This window comes from Chamaesiphon sp., from assembly GCF_041737865.1.
GTDB lineage: Bacteria > Cyanobacteriota > Cyanobacteriia > Cyanobacteriales > Chamaesiphonaceae > Chamaesiphon.
The window spans coordinates 1-4608 of sequence record NZ_JBGSQZ010000024.1; the positions used below are offsets into that span (position 1 = coordinate 1).

General features: G+C 49.0%; 2 protein-coding genes and 1 pseudogene. 1 reads left to right on the forward strand and 2 read right to left on the reverse strand.

The annotated features are described in order from the left end of the window. A partial coding sequence (locus ACEW9J_RS01730) for an oleate hydratase (protein WP_373543428.1) occupies positions 1–909 on the forward strand: 909 nt, incomplete at its 5' end. Between the two features lie 390 nt (positions 910–1299). On the opposite strand, the gene ACEW9J_RS01735 is transcribed toward ACEW9J_RS01730, so the two are convergent. Both ACEW9J_RS01735 and ACEW9J_RS01740 read right to left on the reverse strand, forming a co-directional pair. After that, positions 1300–4122 (reverse strand): cation-translocating P-type ATPase, encoded by a 2823-nt coding sequence (locus tag ACEW9J_RS01735; RefSeq protein WP_373543429.1) that lies wholly within the window; start codon positions 4120–4122, stop codon positions 1300–1302. 134 nt (positions 4123–4256) lie between these two features. Beyond that, a pseudogene (locus ACEW9J_RS01740) lies at positions 4257–4608 on the reverse strand (EmrB/QacA family drug resistance transporter); the annotation flags it as partial.

The following is a 4608-nucleotide window of genomic DNA, read 5'->3' on the forward strand; positions in this document are numbered from 1 at the left end:
ATCGGCTCGCTCACCGAGAACTCCGACAACGGCGACCACCACACCCCGGCGAATCTCAATCTAGGGCCAGCGCCGGCTTGGGATCTTTGGCGGCGCATCGCTGCAAAGAATCCGGCATTCGGGCACCCGGACGTCTTCGGCGCACACAACCCCGAGACCAAATGGGAGTCGGCCACCGTCACGACGCTTGATGAGCGCATCCCGAAGTACATCCAGAAGATCGCCAAGCGCGATCCGTTCAGCGGCAAGGTGGTGACCGGCGGCATCGTCACCGCGAAGGACTCATCCTGGCTGCTCAGTTGGACGGTGAACCGGCAGCCGCACTTCAAGCAGCAGCCCAAGGATCAGATCGTGGTTTGGGTTTACGCGCTGTTCGTCGAACAACCCGGCGACTACGTAAAGAAGGCGATGCAGGACTGCAGCGGCGAAGAGATCACCCAAGAATGGCTCTACCACATGGGCGTGCCGATCGAGGATATCCCCGCGCTGGCAGCAACGGGTGCGATAACCGTGCCGGTGATGATGCCGTATGTGACCGCCTTCTTCATGCCACGCCAAGCCGGCGATCGCCCGGATGTAATACCTGAAGGCGCAGTCAACTTCGCTTTCATCGGGCAGTTCGCGGAATCCAAGGAGCGCGACTGCATCTTCACCACCGAGTATTCAGTACGAACACCGATGGAGGCCGTCTATACGCTGCTCAATGTCGAGCGCGGCTTGCCGGAAGTATTTAACTCCACCTACGACATTCGTATGCTCCTTTCCGCGATCGGTAGCCTACGAGACGGCAAGGAGATCCACCTCCCTGGACCTGCCTTCCTGCGCAATCTGCTGATGAACAAGCTCGACAAAACCCAAATCGGTCCGCTGCTGCGGGAGTTCGGGCTAGCCGGAGGCGAGGTACACTAAAATGCAAAATAAAGAAGATTCTTCGGTCAATATTTATCTCAATGGTCTTGGCTTGGGATCTATAGCTGCTGCGATGTATTTGATCCAATGGACAAGTCCGAAGAGTTGAGGTTAATGCATCGGAAACGGAGTCATTGGTTGGGATGGGATTATTAGAAGACTACAAGTTAGAGATCGAAGGGAAATACGTTGGTACGGTAAAGATAACGGCTCTACTGTAGATACAGAGAGGTAAAAAATGCCTAACTAGGGCGTGCAGCGGATGGCCTCAACACTCTGGCGATATCTCGAAAATACTTGCCACCGCTGCACGCCCAAGCCATTAGGTGTCAGTATTGCTCATCCGATCGATCGGATGAGTAGTAAATTGTGATGACACGATCGCAATTGCTACGATCGACTTTTAGATTGAAACCACCGTACAAATAACTTTTCCCCTTCAATCCAGATAAATATCAGTAAGCTACACCCAAAACAAACCCCCAGTTCAAATAAACTCAAAGGATGAGTCCCAAAAAACGATCGCAATGGCGAAATATAGACCACCGCCAACTGCAATAGAATCGTCCCCAGAATCGCCCATAACAACAGTGGATTGCTAAATGGGTTAATTTCGACAACTAGTTTATTCACAGAGCGTACAGCCAAAGCATGACCCATTTGGGCGATACAGAGCGTGGTAAAGACGATCGTTTTCCAGGTATCGGGATCGCCAGGATAATCGACTGCGTGAGTTCGATCGAAAGCCCATTTCATCAACCCGATCGTGACGATCGCAAACACTAATCCAATCCGAATAATATATCCACCCAAACCCCTGGCAAAAATACTTTCACTAGGTTGAAATGGTTCTCGCTGCATCACATTTGAATCCCCAGGTTCCAATGCTAGAGCCAAAGCTGGAACGCCATCAGTAACTAAATTCATCCACAGGATTTGTAAGGGGGAAAGCGGTACACCACCCAAGCCCATCAGCGGAGCGGCAGCGATGGTGAGGATTTCACCGATATTACTGCCGAGGATGTATTTAATAAACCTCCGAATATTGGTGTAGACAATTCGCCCTTCTTCGACTGCGGCGACGATCGACGTAAAGTTATCATCTAATAGCACCATATCGCTGGCTTCTTTACTGACATCAGTACCCGTAATCCCCATTGCTACGCCGATATCGGCTTGTTTTAACGCGGGGGCATCATTCACCCCATCCCCTGTCATCGCGACTAGTTCGCCCTGTTGTTGTAAGGCTTTAACGATGCGTAATTTATGTTCGGGAGCGACACGAGCATAGACATTGACTAGATCGATTGTTTGTGCCAAAGCTACATCATCCATCTGCGCGATTTCATTGCCGCTGACGACTTGGCTATCGGCTGGAGCAATGCCCAAATCGGTAGCAATCGCCCGCGCAGTGAGCGGATGATCGCCAGTAATCATCATCGTCCGAATCCCCGCAGTTTTGCAGGTAGCAACAGCATCGCGAACTTCGGGGCGCGGAGCATCGAGCATTCCGACTAATCCTACCCAAATTAACTCTGATTCTGCGCTATCTGCGTCAGGAAGCTGGGAGAAATATCGATAGGCAAAACCCAGGACTCTCAATCCTTGAGTCGCTAGACGGGCGTTTTGGGCGCGGATTGTTTGACGATCGATCGTTCCCAATTCGACATACCGATCTTCGACGAGGGTATGGGTGGATCGATCGAGGATCGATTCGGGCGATCCTTTGGCAAACAATAGGTAATATGGGGATTGTTCGCAGATGATGCTCATCCGCTTCCTGTCGCTATCGAATGGATACTCTTGGACGCGAGGGTAATTCTCGGCAGTTGCTTCAATTCCGGCTTTGTGAGCGAGTACGAGTAAGGCTCCCTCTGTCGGATCTCCTAAAATTTGCCATTGGTTATCGGTATACTGCAACACGGCATCATTGCACAGCGCACAGTCCCAGAGTAAACCTTTTAAAGCGGGATCTGCGAGTGGCTCTACTGATTTACCATTGAGTTGAAAATCACCGTTGGGAATGTAGCCCTCACCCCCAATCTGATATTCAGCCGTTAAGGTAGCCACCTTTTGCACCACCATTTTATTTTGGGTGAGGGTGCCTGTTTTGTCAGAACAAATAATCGTCACCCCGCCGAGTGTCTCTACCGCAGGGAGTTTGCGGATCAGGGCTTGGCGTTTTACCATCCGCTGAGTACCCATTGCCAGGGTGACAGTAATCACGGCAGGTAATCCTTCTGGCACCACAGCGACAGCCACACTTAGGGATGTTTTGACTAATCCTTTGAAGGTATCTAGATTAAAAGAACCTCGAAGCAAGTCGGGTAACATTCCCCCGATAATTGTTAGCGCGACGATGATCGATGCGCCACCAACTAACACATTTCCCAAATGATTTAGCCGTCGTTGGAGTGAAGTTGGTTGACTTTTTACACCTTGTAATAGAGCGGCAATTTTGCCGAGTTCGGTATTCATCCCCGTGGCGGTGACAACGGCAATACCCCGCCCAGTGGTAATTTCAGTGCCTTGGTAGACTAAGTTTACTCGATCGGCTAATGGTGTCTCGGTGGCTAATTCTGTATCGGCGGTTTTACTACTGGCGGTGGCTTCCCCTGTCAGCGCGGATTCTCGAATTTGGAGTTGTACTGATTCAATTAAGCGAGCATCTGCGGCGAGTTGGTTTCCAGCTTCGAGATGAATTATGTCTCCAGGTACCAATTCCCGCCCATCAATTTCGCTAATTGTACTGTCGCGCAATACCCTGACTTTAGGTGCAGCCATCCGTTTGAGTGCGGCTAATGCTTGTTCGGCGCGGCTTTCTTGGACATAACCCAAAATCCCATTTAGGATGACGATCGATAGAATGGCGATCGTATCTTTGAACGGCAATCCAGTTGTCTTTCCCGCCTGGATTTCCATAAAGTCGAAGATGCCTGAAACCACCGCCACAACCATCAACATTACCAACATAATATTGGTAAATTGTTCGAGTAAAATCTGCCACCATTGACGATTAGCTGCCGCTACTAGTTCATTTGTGCCGAATTCTTGTTGTCGATCGATTACTTGTCGATCTGTTAAACCTGTTCGATCGTCTGTTTCGAGTTGTGTCAATGTCTGAGCAATAGTCAGCGTCTGCCAAGTAGGTTTTAGATCGTTAACTACTGGCAGCTTGCTTGTTTTAGGGCGAGTTGATAAGGATAAGGTCATAATTAGATTTAAAATATTTGCAGTATAAATTTATGTCTAAACAATCCCAATTGTGAAGCTCTACAACCAATCATTTATTAGCTGCCAAATAGTGGCAACGATACTGAATCGATCTCAAAAACTGAATGATTGATTTAATGAGCCGCAATAGCTATGCCATCATTCTTGACTTTCTCGATGAATAGAATTGCCACACCACTTAATAGCAATGCAAAGCCGATAAAGTAAAAACAATCATTAAAAGCCATCACATAAGACTCCCGACTAACGATCCTGGCGATCGATCTAAATGCCTGCGCCTGGGCTGTATTTAGATCGGCTCCCTGGCTGACGAATAATTGAGTTAATTCATCCACCCGCTGTTGAGTTGCCGGATTGTACAACGAGACAGCATCGCCTAATCGATTGGAGTGAAACTGCTCCCGCTGAGTTAATAAAGTTGCCAAAATTGCAATCCCAAATGAACCACCTAAATTTCGCATCATA